Origin of the sequence: Acinetobacter sp. GWC1_38_13 (assembly GCF_001767535.1) — a bacterium.
Lineage (GTDB): Bacteria > Pseudomonadota > Gammaproteobacteria > Pseudomonadales > Moraxellaceae > Acinetobacter > Acinetobacter junii.
Window position 1 is genome coordinate 21,654 of record NZ_MELG01000090.1, and the last position, 13,540, is coordinate 35,193.

15 protein-coding genes are annotated in these 13,540 nt (G+C 39.5%); 6 read left to right on the forward strand and 9 right to left on the reverse strand.

Going from position 1 to position 13,540, the window contains the following annotated elements:
* The first annotated feature begins 109 nt into the window (after window positions 1-109).
* The gene (locus A2003_RS09650) at window positions 110-460 is read left to right on the forward strand and encodes an arsenate reductase (RefSeq protein WP_039047790.1); all 351 of its coding nucleotides are present in this window, start codon (window positions 110-112) and stop codon (window positions 458-460) included.
* 61 nt (window positions 461-521) lie between these two features.
* Here A2003_RS09650 and A2003_RS09655 read toward each other — a convergent pair whose 3' ends face one another.
* Window positions 522-959: a DUF2147 domain-containing protein gene (locus A2003_RS09655; RefSeq protein WP_112986657.1), complete on the reverse strand. Its 438-nt coding sequence runs from the start codon at window positions 957-959 to the stop codon at window positions 522-524.
* 188 nt (window positions 960-1,147) lie between these two features.
* On the opposite strand from A2003_RS09655, the gene A2003_RS09660 reads away from it, so the two are divergent.
* The gene (locus tag A2003_RS09660) at window positions 1,148-2,059 is read left to right on the forward strand and encodes an alpha/beta hydrolase (protein ID WP_129261334.1); all 912 of its coding nucleotides are present in this window, start codon (window positions 1,148-1,150) and stop codon (window positions 2,057-2,059) included.
* A gap of 281 nt (window positions 2,060-2,340) precedes the next feature.
* The gene (locus A2003_RS09665) at window positions 2,341-3,525 is read left to right on the forward strand and encodes a GGDEF domain-containing protein (protein WP_004909968.1); all 1,185 of its coding nucleotides are present in this window, start codon (window positions 2,341-2,343) and stop codon (window positions 3,523-3,525) included.
* 37 nt (window positions 3,526-3,562) lie between these two features.
* On the opposite strand, the gene A2003_RS09670 is transcribed toward A2003_RS09665, so the two are convergent.
* The 5 genes from A2003_RS09670 to A2003_RS09690 all read right to left on the reverse strand — a co-directional run bounded on the left by A2003_RS09670 (window position 3,563) and on the right by A2003_RS09690 (window position 8,038).
* Entirely contained in the window at window positions 3,563-4,261 is a 699-nt protein-coding gene (locus tag A2003_RS09670; protein WP_286687261.1) for a glutathione S-transferase family protein, read from the reverse strand.
* Window positions 4,258-6,102, reverse strand: coding sequence for a protein-disulfide reductase DsbD (dsbD, locus tag A2003_RS09675; RefSeq protein ID WP_286687262.1), 1,845 nt, complete (start codon window positions 6,100-6,102; stop codon window positions 4,258-4,260). The genes A2003_RS09670 and dsbD overlap by 4 nt, the downstream gene beginning before the upstream one ends.
* Window positions 6,103-6,178: 76 nt before the next feature.
* Window positions 6,179-6,946, reverse strand: a complete 768-nt coding sequence (locus A2003_RS09680) for a transporter (protein WP_004951237.1) — start codon at window positions 6,944-6,946, stop codon at window positions 6,179-6,181.
* Between the two features lie 31 nt (window positions 6,947-6,977).
* Entirely contained in the window at window positions 6,978-7,523 is a 546-nt protein-coding gene (locus A2003_RS09685; protein WP_004909975.1) for an ankyrin repeat domain-containing protein, read from the reverse strand.
* A gap of 140 nt (window positions 7,524-7,663) precedes the next feature.
* A complete protein-coding gene (locus tag A2003_RS09690; RefSeq protein WP_004951232.1) occupies window positions 7,664-8,038 on the reverse strand; it encodes an HPF/RaiA family ribosome-associated protein in 375 nt (124 codons plus the stop codon).
* A gap of 373 nt (window positions 8,039-8,411) precedes the next feature.
* Here A2003_RS09690 and A2003_RS09695 point away from each other — a divergent pair, with 373 nt between their 5' ends.
* The 3 genes from A2003_RS09695 to A2003_RS09705 all read left to right on the forward strand — a co-directional run bounded on the left by A2003_RS09695 (window position 8,412) and on the right by A2003_RS09705 (window position 10,592).
* Window positions 8,412-9,137, forward strand: coding sequence for an outer membrane protein OmpK (locus A2003_RS09695; RefSeq protein WP_004909979.1), 726 nt, complete (start codon window positions 8,412-8,414; stop codon window positions 9,135-9,137).
* A gap of 91 nt (window positions 9,138-9,228) precedes the next feature.
* Window positions 9,229-9,777 (forward strand): GNAT family N-acetyltransferase, encoded by a 549-nt coding sequence (locus A2003_RS09700; RefSeq protein ID WP_125297527.1) that lies wholly within the window; start codon window positions 9,229-9,231, stop codon window positions 9,775-9,777.
* A gap of 77 nt (window positions 9,778-9,854) precedes the next feature.
* The gene (locus tag A2003_RS09705; protein ID WP_004909982.1) at window positions 9,855-10,592 is read left to right on the forward strand and encodes a hypothetical protein; all 738 of its coding nucleotides are present in this window, start codon (window positions 9,855-9,857) and stop codon (window positions 10,590-10,592) included.
* A gap of 296 nt (window positions 10,593-10,888) precedes the next feature.
* Here A2003_RS09705 and urtE read toward each other — a convergent pair whose 3' ends face one another.
* The 3 genes from urtE to urtC are packed head-to-tail and all read right to left on the reverse strand — an operon-like array spanning window position 10,889 to window position 13,495.
* Window positions 10,889-11,587, reverse strand: coding sequence for an urea ABC transporter ATP-binding subunit UrtE (gene urtE / locus A2003_RS09710; RefSeq protein ID WP_087539924.1), 699 nt, complete (start codon window positions 11,585-11,587; stop codon window positions 10,889-10,891).
* A 9-nt stretch (window positions 11,588-11,596) separates the two neighbouring features.
* Window positions 11,597-12,424: an urea ABC transporter ATP-binding protein UrtD gene (gene urtD / locus A2003_RS09715; RefSeq protein WP_286687263.1), complete on the reverse strand. Its 828-nt coding sequence runs from the start codon at window positions 12,422-12,424 to the stop codon at window positions 11,597-11,599.
* On the reverse strand, window positions 12,425-13,495 hold the full coding sequence (urtC, locus tag A2003_RS09720; RefSeq protein WP_204378922.1) for an urea ABC transporter permease subunit UrtC: 1,071 nt from the start codon (window positions 13,493-13,495) through the stop codon (window positions 12,425-12,427).
* Window positions 13,496-13,540: the final 45 nt, after the last annotated feature.

Below are 13,540 nucleotides of genomic sequence, written 5' to 3' on the forward strand. Positions count from 1 at the left end.
TTTAGAAATCTCTCAATCAACTTTATAAACAATATCGATTGGCAACTGAGTCAGTTTTTACGTTAGGCTTTCGAATAAATCTTTTCATCAATCTATATGGTTTTTCAGTATGTTCAAAATTTACGGTATTAAAAATTGCAATTCAATGAAAAAAGCTTTCGATGCTTTAACTGCCAAAGGAATTGCTTACGAATTTCATGATTATAAAAAACAAGGCATTGATGCTGAAACTTTAACAGTCTGGCTGAAAGAGATTGGCGCAGACAAAGTATTAAATAAAAAAGGCACCACATGGCGCAAACTCAGCGAAGCGGAACAAAATCATGCGACTCGTAACGAATCAAATCTGATTGAAACATTGATCGCACAACCGAGCTTGATTAAACGCCCAGTTTTACAAACTCCTCAAGGTTATGTGATCGGTTTTGATGAAGCGGCTTATGCAAATTTATCGGCTTGAAATAAGCAAACAATAAAAAACCGAGTGGATTTACACTCGGTTTTTTTATATCGAATTCGGTTTAGTTGGTACGAATCCAAGTTTGGTTACGACCTAATGCTGCAACGCCGATGTAGCCACGTAATTTAAGCTTTTTACCACCATCGATGATTTCAGCTTTCAATTTATAAGTTTTACCATTTTTAGGATCAATGATAGAACCGCCATCATAATTTGTACCGCCTGCATTTTTAAGACCATGAACAATTGTCACGCCTTTCAGCGGTTTATTTTTAAAAGTACCTTCACATTTAGTGCAGGCATTTTCCTGACCAGCCACTAAAAATTTTTGAATTGATGCATTGAGCGTACCGTCTTTTTGCTCTGTAAACTTCACAATCGCTTTCGGTTGTTTAGTATCATCATCAATCGTTTGCCAAACACTCCCGTTAAGCACATCTGCCGCATTGGCAAAAGTTGTTAAACCGAGCAATCCAAATGCTAAAGCAATTTTCTTCATTTTTGTAATATCCTTAAGGGGGTCTTTTCAAGACCAAGAGTATTGAGAATTTCTATCAATATTGCAATTCTTGATTATGACTATTGGGTATAGCCTGAGCAACAACAAAACATTGCTGTAATTACAGTGCAAGGCACATGAGTCAAAACTCTCTTAGTTATATACTGAACTAACAATATGGAAAAATTATGAAATTTGGTACTGTTTGGAAATATTATTTTACTGAATCGTTACTAAAAGCGACTATTCGCACACCGAGTCAGTTTAATTTAGCACCGAATGCGTTACGACCTGTTTTAGATCAACTTTGTCGCTTGTTTCCTCAGAATCCAACAGTACAAATTCGACCACTACATTTGGCGGGTGTTCGCGGTGAAGAAATCAAAGCTCAAGCTTCTGCAACCCAACTGATCTTTCATATTCATGGAGGTGCCTTTTTCTTAGGTAGCCTAAACACACATCGTGCGTTAATGACTGACATCTCAGCTCGTACTCAAATGCAGGTGATCCATGTAGATTATCCACTCGCACCTGAACATCCATTCCCAGAGGCGATTGATGCAATTTTTGATGTATACCAAGCACTACTGGTACAAGGAATTAAACCCAAAGATATTATTGTCTCTGGCGACTCGTGTGGGGCTAACCTTGCATTGGCGCTTTGCTTACGCTTGAAGCAACAGCCTGAACTGATGCCAAGTGGTATGATTTTAATGTCACCATATTTAGATCTGACACTCACCAGTGAATCATTACGTTTCAATCAGAAGCATGATGCTTTACTTTCGATTGAAGCTTTACAAGCAGGAATCAATCATTATTTGAAGGATGGGATTCAAGCGGATGATCCTCGCGTATCTCCTTTATTTGCTGATCTAAAAGGTTTACCACCAACGTTGGTTCAAGTCGGCTCTAAGGAAATCCTATTGGATGATTCAAAACGCTTTAGAGAAAAGGCGGAAAAAGCCAATGTCAAAGTAAACTTCAAACTTTACACAGGCATGTGGCATAACTTCCAAATGTTTAATGCATGGTTCCCTGAAGCGAAACAAGCACTAGCGGATATTGCTGAGTTTGCTCACTCATTAGATCGAAATTAACTCATTTTCTCCAAATGAAAAAAATGGTCAGCAATGGCTGACCATTGTCACTCTTAATTTATTTTTGTCATAATAGTTAAAATTTGATCGATTATTTAGATAACCAAGCCTTTTTCCAAAAAATTTTCCCTTGCGATTTAACATTAAAAACCGAGAGCTAGACTTTTTTCTCAATCTAAAGATGCTATTGTAATTTTAATAATCGTTTTTCAATTTTTTTGATGACAAATTTATACTTATAACCGTTCTTAGGAATCTGATTGCATAAAGGATGCATGTCAATGATGAAGGTTCACTTTAAGAGTTTAGCAAAACGAGAAAAATGGAATTTCTCACAACTTTGGGAGCATGAACCGCTTATCAATTGGGACATGCTGAAAAAAAGTATTTTGTTGCTAATACTCGCTGCACTGATGAGCTTGTTTGGAATTTTGTGGGACAGTTTTGTCTTGCTGAATCCTAGTACATGGCAATGGGTGAATTTACCACTTGTTCGCTCAAAACTACTCACCAACTTGATCATGCTGATCGTTTTTCTCAGCTTGATTATTCCTTGTTATTTTTACAAAGATCGAGTGTGGGTTCAGGAAATTATTCCTATTTTGAGTGTACAGATTTTTACAGTATTGCTTTGCCATACAGGCTATCTGATCGGCAGTTTTAGTCCTGCGACCATGGTGACATACGCTAGTGTAGTCGGTGTCGGTCTCATCTTGTTTGATCGTCGTATGATCTACTGCGCATTGATTCCCGCGACTATTGCTCTGCTCTTTTGTAATTTCCTCAGTATGTATGGCATCCTTCAGTATGCGCCAATATTTAATCCTGAGATCTTAAATCAAGCGGAAATGCACCCTTTCTGGGTTGGCAGTATGTTCTTCTTCCTGCTCCCAATTCTATTGGCTTGTTTGTATTTGTTTGAAATTTTACTGCAACAATGGCGTACTCGTGAAACTGCCATTCAAGCTCTGAGCCGCCTCGATCCTTTAACCAATGTCATGAATCGTAGAAGCATTAGTAATCAGCTAGAGAAGCTCAATCAACAAGCCGATCAGTTGTATTCTGTGATTTTGCTCGACCTTGATCATTTCAAAAATATTAATGATCACTTTGGACATAGTTTAGGGGACGAAGTATTAGTAAATGTCGCGAAATGCTTAACTGAAAATCTACGTGATCAAGACATGATTGGTCGCTTTGGGGGCGAGGAATTTATTATTTTGCTTCCCAACACCAGTACAACACAAGCAAAAAGTATTGCTGAACGTTGTCGAATTGCGATTTCACAATTAAGTTTTATTTCTGAAGATCATCAAGAATTTTCGGTTAGTGCTAGTTTTGGAATTAGCAGCTCACAAAATGCCAGTGAGTCACACTTAATTATTAGTCAAGCTGACCAAGCATTGTATGCAGTCAAAGCAAATGGGCGCAACCAAGTCAAAGTATTTAGTGAGCTGGTGGGTTGATCAATTAAAGAGGGAAATTCCCTCTTTTACTTTTCGTCTATTTCTTTAAATATTCATCTCGAGTCTGACGATATGGCTCATCAAATGGTACAAACATTTGCTCTTGTTTTGCTTCCGCAATCCACTGTTGAACCGATGGTAAAGACAAAATCTTGTCTATATAGCTTTTGCCTGATGCTGAAATAGGTAAGTCAAAACATTCAAAACGCATCACCACTGGTGCATAAAATGCATCGGCAATACTAAACTCACCACACAAAAACTGATCTTCGCTTGGTCGCTCTGACCAAATTTGATCAATACGTGCGACTTCATTACGCAGTTGCTCATGCTCAACCCAAAGCTGTTTTCCTATATGTGATAAATCCGCTTCAACATTCATCGGACAAAGATTGCGCAAATTATGAAAACCACTATGCATTTCTGCACTAATACAACGTGCGCGGGCACGTAACTTTTTATCTTGAGGTAATAAATTTTTATCAGGATGTTGTTCAGCAATATATTCTGCAATCGCCAGACTATCCCAAACAATAATATCCCCATCAACTAAAGCAGGTACTTTTCCTGTTGGATTAAGTTTTAGAATTTCAGTTTTGAACTGGCTATCTGGCTCAAAACTATCAAACTGAATCCAATGTTCTTGAAATGCAATACCCGCCTGTTTTAACAAAATCCACGGACGCATCGACCATGTGGAGTAATTTTTATTTCCGATGAACAGTTGATAACTCATAATGATTTCTCTTTTAATGCAGCGAGTTGTTGTATTAGTTCAGATTTCTGGAATGCACCCGTCAAACGTAAAGCACGTATTTCTCTCTTTTGTTGATCTAAGAATAAATAAGTTGGCGGACCTAATATGTCCCATTGATTGAGTAAGTTCTGATGCGATAGATCATACTGACTGAGGTCAAGCTTGATCAAATAATAAGGCGCCAAAGCATGTTGGACCTCTGAGTCTTTTAAAATCCGATGCTCAATCGGTTGGCATGCTACACACCAGTCTGCATACACATCAACCACGATCATTTGATCTTTCGGCGCAGTTGCAAGAAGTTGTTCAAACTCATCTGCTGTTCGTGCAATATGCCAAGTAGCAAGTTGATCAGCTTGTTGCGTTGTCAAATTCTGTACATGCTGATATTGATTAAATGCCAAAAAAGGAACAACAACCAATAACAATAATGCGTATAGCCATTTTAATTGGCTCGTCTTCACAAAGAGTCGATACGCTGCAAAAACAATAAATCCAAGACCTAATAATAGACTGAGAATCTGCATCGCCAATTCAGGCAGAAGTGGTCGAATAAAATACAAACTGAGCGCTAACATCAAAAAAGCAAAAATCACCTTGATTTGATGCATCCATTCTCCCGCTTTAGGAAGTGCTTTTGCACCAAGTACACTCGCCAAAAGCAAAGGTATACCCATCCCGAATCCGAGCGTAAACAAGAGTAATGCACCTTGCCATTGATTTTGGGTCTGTGAAATAAACAGTAGCGTTCCAGCAAGTGGAGCAGTCATACAAGGACCAACCAACAAAGCTGAAATCATTCCCATCACACTTGCGCCAATTAAGGTGCCACCTTGTTGCACCGATTGCATTCGATCAAGATGATTGACCCATTTTTGTGGTAGTTTAATTTCAAATAAACCAAATAAATTGAGTGCGAAAACCACAAACAATAAACTAAAGGCAATTAATGTTCCTGGCTGTTGAAGCCACCGTTGAAAGTTCAACCCTGCAGCTGATGCGATTAATCCCAGTACCGCATATACCATCGCCATGCTGATCACAAAGGTCAATGCAATCATCCATGCTTTAACACCTTTATGTTCACGCACGATCAATGATGTCAAAATAGGCAACATCGGCAATGAACATGGCGTGAATGCCAGTAAAATCCCTAATCCTAAGAATAAAGCCAAACTATAAGCTAAAGAATGTTGTTCTAATGTGCTCGACCATTTCTGATCTTGGGCCATAACAGTATTGTTGCTGTCAGCTGTTGATTGATCTTGTGGCGTTTCACTTAATACTGCGTTATTTGTATTCGCTGCCTGAGCAGATCGAGCAACATCTAAAAAACGCTTTTGAGAGTTTGCAGTGGTATTTTGCATACTCACTAAACCATCAATATCGGTTTGAAAGTCAATCGTTTGAGGTGGGTAACAAATTCGATCTTTGGCACAACCCTGCCATGTGACACGGTAGTGCTGCGATGCTAGTGTCGGAATATTGAATTCAACTTGCTGATAATAAACTTGGCTATGACCATAGTTTTCATCATATTGATCAACGGCTTTGGGCAAATCCAACGCAACAGCTTGATTGCCTTGCTGAACTTCAAATTTATGTTGATATAAATAATAGTTTGGCTGAATTTCCCAACGTAATCGTGCTTGATCGGTTTGCGTCGATTCAACTGAAAATGTAAATGCCTCTTCAGGGCTCAATAATGGTGCTGCTGAATTTTCTTGGGCGTAGGTTAAAGACCCACATAACAGCAATAATGTACCCAAAAAGTATTGGATCAGCGAGACACTAGCCTCACCCCGAACATTCATTTTCATATCATCTCTCTATGTTCTCTCAAATGCCCGATTTCTTGAATGGCAGTTCAACATAGAGCATTTGAGAGATCATCTATCAGAATAAAACGGATACGCCTAAACCACCGTTATAACTTCTCACATCACCATCTAAATCAACACCCACACTTGCATCAAGCTGTGCACGATCATTGATGGCATAAACCAGACCAGTCCCTAAACCATATTGATAGTCTTGGCTCTCTGCTTTGCGATAAATAAACTCAGAATATCCTGATAATTTACCTGCAATTTTATAATCAATGGTTGGAATCGCTGTCACTGCCCAATTACTATTTTGTGCTTCATAGCGCATGGTAATTGACGTACCGATTAAATCACTGAACTCATAGGCAACAGCTGAAGTTAAACTATAAATATCATCATGTGCTGTGAATTCATCATTACCCGTTGCAATAATCGCTTCAGCTAACACCGCCATCGATAAACGATCATCTTTAAGATCAATCGCTTTCTTTAAACCAATACTGACATCGCCTAAACCATCAGTTTCAGTTTTAAATCCAGCTCGCTTGTGTTGTTGCCATACTGGACCTTGCCAACCTAATTGCAGTTCTAGACCATTTGCTAAACCTGTACGCAACAACATATCGCCATTTAGGGTTAAAGTTTTATCTTTTACACCTTCAATATTTTGTTCTTGGTAACTTACTGTTGGTAAGCCCTGTTCCCAAGCAAGTTGACCAACAGGTGTAATCCCTGTTCCGATCCCTGCACCAGGACGATCAAATGAAAATTCTGCCGCAAAAGTCGTGCTTGCTAGCATTGACGCAGCCACAAAAGTTAAAGCATTAAGCTTCTTCATGATGAACCCCTTTTCCTTGTTTTCGCTAAACTTATGCTGTTAGCTCTTTTGACATTTTAGCGCCATGCTGACGCAATAATTCGAGTGTCTCGCGCTCTTCTTTCAGCGATTCTGACCAATCAATTTCATCAAAATCACAATCAAAGAATAATTGGCTAATCGAAGATAAAATCGTTAGTCCTTCTTCATCACGTGTATTTGGATCAACTTTTTCGTCTAGTAAACGCTGTACCACAGGGACACATGCCGAGCTTGCAGCATCCCAAAGCGGACCATAAAATTCTTCAGCATCCCACAAATGTAGATTTGCTTTGGCTTGAATTAATGCGTCTAAAATAGCAAGATAAACGTGAAGTTCTTGTTGTTTTTCATCTTCACTTAATGGCTTGCCAGCTTCATAAGCCTCACAAATTTTTTCCCACCACGCAAACAAACCATCACAAAGAACTGAAACAGGTGGTCCTTGTTCTGGATCAATAAAGTTTGGGTCAAGTCCTTCAGCAAGTAATGCTTGTACTTGGTCTAAATCGAGTTGTTGTATGGCTTGCACCAAGGCCTGTTGCTGATTGCTTAACATGACCAATTCTCACAAAGTATTTAATTCGCCTATTATGCCGAAGATCCCATCGGGATTTTATAAAACGACCTAAAAATCATGTATAAATTTGATACAGGCATAAAAAAAGCCCAATACTGGGCTTTTTTTAAACGCGCTCACTACGCCTCATCATCTACTTTTATATCATCATCGACATCAACATATTCTGGTAAAGCTCCACGATGGTGGTCTTTTTTCTCATATAAATGTTCCAAACTACGTTGTAATTTATCAATTGCACCATGAATAGATGCATCGATATTTGCAGCTTTGTGTGTCACAGCTACAGGTTTCATACCTGCTGGACGGGCTTCGATCATACAGCGTTTGTCATGATCTCCCGTTTTTTCCCCATTTTCATCACTAATATGAACCGAAAAATGTGTAATACGTTCGCTATAACGTTGAAATTCTTGTGTAAGCTCTGCACGGATATAACTAATTAAACGTTCGCTACCATGGATGTTTTTATCTGTACGGATTTCAATATTCATAAATATCTTCCTCTCTTCTATATTGAGACGGTTCTACGAAGCTTTTTATTCAGCACACTTTGAGCATGCATTCATTCAGTGCAGTTGTATATTCTGATTATGTAAATGCTTGTCGTCTCCTTGCTTCACATCAGTTGTGTTTCAGTTATTTAGAAGATCTTCTATAATTCCAATATCTGTCTTTCATCAGAAATATGCAAGCTGATTTTTGACATTTTTATTAAAACTTGATCAAAAAGATTCTCTTACCGAATCTTATCTTTAGCAGAGCTTTTACCGTATACAATTCTTTTGAGCATTTGGTCAAATTTGGCTTTATTTTTGCTTCATAACTTGTATGCTTTACACGCCTTTTGTGGGGGAGATTTTTTAAATGCAATTGAAGCAACTTGCGGCTACATCTTTATTGTTATCTACAGCAGTTTTCGCTCAAGCGAAACCAATTTGGCAGGATTTCAGCCTAACGGGTTTATACGGCGAAAACTACGAAGTGGTTGATGAAAAACAAACAACTTTAACAGTTGAATATGCGGCAAAAGTAAAATATGCCGATGTGTTCTTCTTTATGGATCGTATGCGTGGTAGCGACGATCATAAAAGCACTTATTTCGAGCTTTCTCCACGCTTGAGCTTGGGTGAGGTTTCAGGTCAGAAACTTGCTTTTGGTCCGATTAAAGATGTGTTGATCTCAACGACTTGGGAAAGTAACAATGATGACTTTTCTAGTTTTGATAACTTCTTATACGGCGTAGGTTTCGATCTTGCAATTCCTTATTTCCAATATGCGAATGTCAATTTCTACCGTGCAAATAATGAAAATACAGCAGATGACTATCAAATGACTATCGCTTATGCGGTTCCATTTAAAGTATCTAGCGAAGATTTCTTAGTTGATGGTTTCCTTGACTGGTCTACAGCAGAAAAAGACCATGCGAGTGAACTTAACTGGACAACCCAATATAAATGGAATGTAGGTAAACACATTTCACCTGAAACACGTTTATATTTGGGCGTAGAACATTCTGTTTGGAATAACAAGTTTGGTATCAAAGGCAGCGACGAAAATAATGTCAGTGCTTTAGTGAAATACCATTTCTAAACGGTTTTGACTGATCAAAACAGCAAGGAATTCCTTGCTGTTTTTTTTAGATCGCGCATATTGAAATAGATGAATTTTCTTTTATTTTGTTATGTCTCACGATCTTATACTTGCAACGCATACACTACAAAACTCTTATCAAATTCGTTTTGCAACTACTGATGATCTCGAGCAGATTCTCACTATTTATAATCATGAAATCATCACGGGCACAGCCAACTGGAATGATCAAGCCGTAACTTTAGCGCAATATCAACAGCGCTTTCAGGAGATGCAACAACAGCAATTTCCTATGATTGTAGTTGAAGATCAGTCATTGAGAAAAATTGCGGGTTATGCCTATTACTCTGCCTTTCGTAGTATTACAGGCTATCGACACAGTATTGAACATTCTGTTTTTATTGATCCGAATTATGCTCGTCAGGGTTTAGGTAAAGCCCTCATGCAACAACTGATTCATCTTGCGACTCAACAGCATATGCATGTCATGGTGGCAGCGATTGATAGCGAAAATATGGGTTCAATCGTATTACATCAACAACTGGGTTTTATTCAAACTGGCTATATGCCACAAGTGGGACAAAAGTTTGACAAATGGCGTGATTTAGTTTTGATGCAGCTACAATTGAGTCGTTCATAAACAGAACAATTTCATCTCTACTATGCATATGTAGTTGGTTAGAATAAAAACATCTCATTTACAAAATAATTTAAAACATGAAAATTTCACAACTCGCTTTAATCATTACATGTGCTTCAGCAACAACCGTTAGTTTTGCAGAAACGTCTTTTGAGCAAGAATTACAGCAAGGCTGTGCCAAAGTAAAACAATACGCTCTAAATGGGAAAAAGCTCTACGACCAAAAGCAATATGCCAAAGCAGTGAAACAATTTGAAGATCAAGCCGCATGGGCACATTTCTGCCAAATGAATGCTGAAGAAAGCGGTATTAAAGTGACTGATCGAGAGATTGAAATAGCCAATAATAATGTCGGGTTGAGTTATGCAAAATTAGGTAAACCACAATGGGCAAGAGTATGGTTTTTAAGAGATGAAGATTCAAAAATCAGTCTATACAATTTAAAACAGCTTCCTAAACCGCAGATCACGAAAGACCTACAAGGCACGTATGTAAGAGCCAATGGTTTCGGACAATGGGATTACATCACGGTCAAGAAACAACAAAATAAATATCTAATTAATTTTGAAGGTTATTATTTTGGCATTCGTGGTCTTATTTATGGTCCCAATTTAGGTGAGTTTGATACCACAATGCCGATCACTGCAAAGCAAGCCAACTATCATTATGAGGACTGCCAGATTAAGCTTCAATTTACGAATGATACAAATAATGGTCAAAAAATTGAGGTGAAACAAAATAGTGGCGAGTCTGGATGTGGTTTTGGGCATAACGTCTATGCGGGCGGCACGTTCTATAAGGTTGAAGGTAAATAAATGATCTTTACCCTCAAACTCAACAAAAAATTTAAGAAAACTTATGAGTCTCGGAAACGTCATTCACAACCTGCGTAATCTTTGAAAGATATTGTTTCTGCGAAACAATAGAAAAAATCCAAGAATTGAACAGGTTTTGTGAATGACAATGCCTTTGGTTACTTTGGGCAAAACCAAAGTAACTCCAGCGGAAGGCGTATTTAAAAATTAGAAGACTACTAGGTATGACTCCGAAAGATAATCATTTTTTTAATATCTAGTTTCTAAATAGTAAAATGAGATATATAGGGTCGATACTAAATCGCCACCAATTCCCGAATCCCCTTTTCCGGCATTTCTGCACCTTGCCCGTTTGCAATCACTTGACCACGCGCCATCACTGTATAGTTATCTGCCAATTCTTCAGCAAAATCGTAAAACTGCTCCACCAAAACGATCGCCATTTCACCCTGATCTGCCAATTTACGAATCACTCGACCAATGTCTTTGATGATCGAGGGCTGAATCCCCTCAGTCGGTTCATCCAAAATCAAGACTCTTGGCTCTGAAGCCAACGCTCTCGCAATCGCGAGCTGTTGCTGTTGACCACCTGACAAATCTCCACCACGGCGATGCTTCATTTCATCCAAGACAGGAAAAATTTCGTAGAGATGACTCGGTACTTTTCGAGTTTTCGCACCTGAAAATTTCGCCATACCAATTAAGATATTTTCCTCTACGGTTAAAGTTGAAAAAATATCTCGTCCTTGCGGCACGTACGCCAATCCTGCACGTACTCGTTGCTCAGGGGACATTTTGGCAATATCTTTGCCATCTAGCAAAATCTGTCCTGATTTAATCGGGAGAATCCCCATCAAGCATTTCAGCAAAGTGGTTTTGCCGACGCCATTACGTCCTAGAACGACACTGCATTCCCCTACAGGCGCTTGAAAAGACACGTCACGCAGAATATGACTACCACCATAAAACTGGTTAATTTCTTTCACTTCTAACATGGCAGTCTCCTAGCGTCCTAAATACTTTTCAATCACATCTTCATTGGCTTGTACCTCTGCCAATGTGCCCTCTGCCAAAATTGCGCCTTGCGCCAATACCGTAACTTTCTCACTGATGGTGTCAATAAAGCTCATGTCATGTTCTACGACCACAAGCGTATGATTTTTTTTCAATTCCAAACACAGTTCAGCAGTGCGTTCTGTTTCCGCATCAGTCATTCCTGCCACAGGCTCATCCAATAAAATCAGCTTCGGACGTTGCATCAATAACATACCGATTTCTAACCACTGCTTTTGACCATGAGATAATAATCCTGCGGGCTTTTTTACAAATTCCTTTAAGCGAATTTGTTCTAAACTTTCCTCCAATGCTAACTGCGCTTCTGGATCAAGTCGGCTAAACAAGCTCTTTTTCACTCGCTTATCTCGTGGTGCCGCGAGCAGTAAATTTTCCATGACTGTGAAATTTTCAAATACCGTTGGTTTTTGAAATTTGCGCCCAATCCCAGCTTCGGCAATTTGCTCGGTACTCATTTTGGCAAGATCATAGTTTTGTCCAAAAAAAGCAGTGCCCGTGGTTGGACGCGTTTTCCCTGTAATCACATCCATTAGTGTGGTTTTCCCCGCACCATTTGGTCCAATGATGCAGCGTAATTCACCTTCAGCGATGTACAGTGATAAATTATTGAGAGCGCGAAACGAATCAAACCACACACTGACTTTTTCCAAATACAAGGCAATCCCATGACTAAAATCTGCGCCTTCAGTTTTGGCGCGTCCATAGCCCTCGCCGAGTTGACCGCCATGTTGAGCTGAGTCTAGGAATAAATCACTCATTTAATTGCTCTCCTTTTTAAAACGGTCAAATAAACCAATCACACCTTTCGGTAAGAAAATCGTCACCACGATAAATAAAGCACCTAAGATCAATAACCAAGCTTCTGGTGCTGCAACTGTGAAATAAGTCTTCACAGCATTGATTAAACCTGCACCAAGAATCGGTCCGATCAATGTGCCACGACCACCTGCGGCAACCCACACTGCCATTTCAATCGAGTTGACTGGATTCATTTCACTTGGGTTAATAATGCCAACCTGTGGCACATACAACGCCCCTGCGATACCTGCAATCACTGCCGATAACACCCACGCTGAAAGCTTGTACCACAGCGTACGATAACCCAAATATTGCAAACGGTTTTCGCTGTCACGAATCGCGCCCAACACACGCCCATAAGGACGATTCATCAGTTGACGTAAGCCGATAAAGCACAGCATCAAAGTCAAAGCGGTGACAAAACATAAACTGGCACGCATTGGCGCAGAAGTGATGTCAAAACCGAGTAAGGTTTTAAAACCCGTGAAGCCATTGTTACCACCAAAACCCGTCTCATTGCGGAAGAACAAGAGTGCCGCTGCAAAGGTCATGGCTTGGGTAATAATTGAGAAATACACACCCTTGATTTTGGAGCGAAAGGCAAAAAAACCAAAAATAAAGGCAACTAAGGCAGGCACAGATAAAACCAAAATCATCGCCCAAGCAAAGTGCTCAGTCCCCACCCAATACCAAGGGAGTTCTGTCCAACTGAGGAAACGCATGAAATCAGGTAAGCCATCGCCTGCGGCTTCGCGCATCAAGTACATGCCAAAGGCGTAACCACCCAAGGCGAAATATAAGCCGTGCCCCAAGCTTAAAATCCCTGCATAGCCCCACACTAAATCCAATGCCAACGCGACCAAAGCCAAGCACATGATTTTGCCAATCAACGTAATCCAATACGCTGACAGATAAAATGCCGAATCAGGTGATAACAAATGCAACCACGGCAAAGCCAGTAACACGGCAAAACAAATGGCAATCGCGATTGCGCTATACGGTTTATCTGCAAATAAAGAAGTGATTTTCATTGGCTTACTCCACGAAACGACCTTTGATGGCAAACAAACCTTGTG